This is a genomic window from Turicibacter sp. GALT-G1 (assembly GCF_025594995.1).
GTDB classification, from domain to species: Bacteria; Bacillota_I; Bacilli_A; order MOL361; family Turicibacteraceae; genus Turicibacter; species Turicibacter bilis.
Map to the genome: position 1 here is coordinate 1 of NZ_JAMQUS010000080.1, position 1231 is coordinate 1231.

1 protein-coding gene is annotated in these 1231 nt (G+C 35.2%); it reads right to left on the reverse strand.

Features of this window, described 5'->3' with window-relative positions:
- Nucleotides 1-18 precede the first annotated feature (18 nt).
- Nucleotides 19-1151, reverse strand: a protein-coding gene (locus NEH74_RS12460) for an IS3 family transposase (protein WP_128446228.1) whose coding sequence is annotated in 2 segments (ribosomal slippage) — nt 19-890 and nt 890-1151 — 1134 coding nt in all. Because the reading frame shifts where the segments join, the coding sequence is not laid out codon by codon here.
- Nucleotides 1152-1231 lie beyond the last annotated feature (80 nt).

Here is a 1231-nt window from a genome sequence, read left to right on the forward strand (position 1 = left end):
TGGATTGTCAACACTAAACTAAACAACTTTTTTAAGGGTATTTTGACGATATTCAACTGGGGATAAATATCCCAGTGAAGAGTGGATCCTATGATTGTTATACCAGTTAACGTAGTCGGCAAATTCATAACCTAGTTGTTCTTGGGTTTCAAATATCTGATGGTTTACAAATTCTGTTTTGATTACTTTATAGGTCGCTTCTGCAACAGCGTTGTCATAGGGACATCCCTTCATACTTAAAGAGCGTTCAATTTCAAATACCTCTAAAATCTCATCAATGATTTTATTCTTAAATTCGTTACCTCGATCCGTGTGGAAAATCTTGATTTGACTTAGGTTAGTTTGGACTGTACTGAACGCCTTCTTAACTAATTCTGCATCCTTATTAGGCCCAGAGCTATAACCGATAATTTCACGATTAAACAGGTCTACAAGCACACAAAGATAGTGCCAGCGATTTTTTACACGAACGTACGTTAAATCACTGACAACAACGTTTAAATGTGGTTGTTCATCAAAGTTACGATCCACGATATTTTCAGTGTTATCTTCGTTACATTTAGCTGTATGCGGCTTAAATTGAGCAACGGTATAATTCGATACAAGGCCTTCTTGTTTCATGATACGACTAATACGACGACGTGAAACTTGTTGTCCCATCTTTTTTAACTCTTGCTTAATTTTTCGAGTCCCGTAATTATTTCGGCTTCGACGAAAAATCTCAATGATATCAGTAACCAGTTGAGTTTCATCTTTCTTCGGTTTAGACTCATAATAATAAGTGCTACGAGGCACATTAAGGACTTTGCACATCGCTGAAACTGAATATTTGTGTGTATTGTTTTTAATCACATTTATCTTCGTCCTAAGATCAGCGCGGCTTGCTTTAAAATATCATTTTCCATTTCCAATTGCTTAACTTTTTTACGAAGTTGGATTAACTCCTGTTCTTCTTCTGAGCGGTTATCTTTCTCCTTAAAAGAACCTGTAGAAGTTGACTGTTTAATCCATTTATCGAGTAAAGACGATGAGATATCGTATTCACGAACAATATCACATTTACGTTTCCCATTTAAATAAAGCTGGACTAATTGGTTTTTAAATTCATCTGTATACGTACGGCGTGGTCTACGAGTTTTAGTTTGGGTCATGTTAAAGCTCCTTTAGATTGATATTATTTATAATTCTACATGACCTTAAAAAAACTGTCTAATTAATTGTAACCTATCCA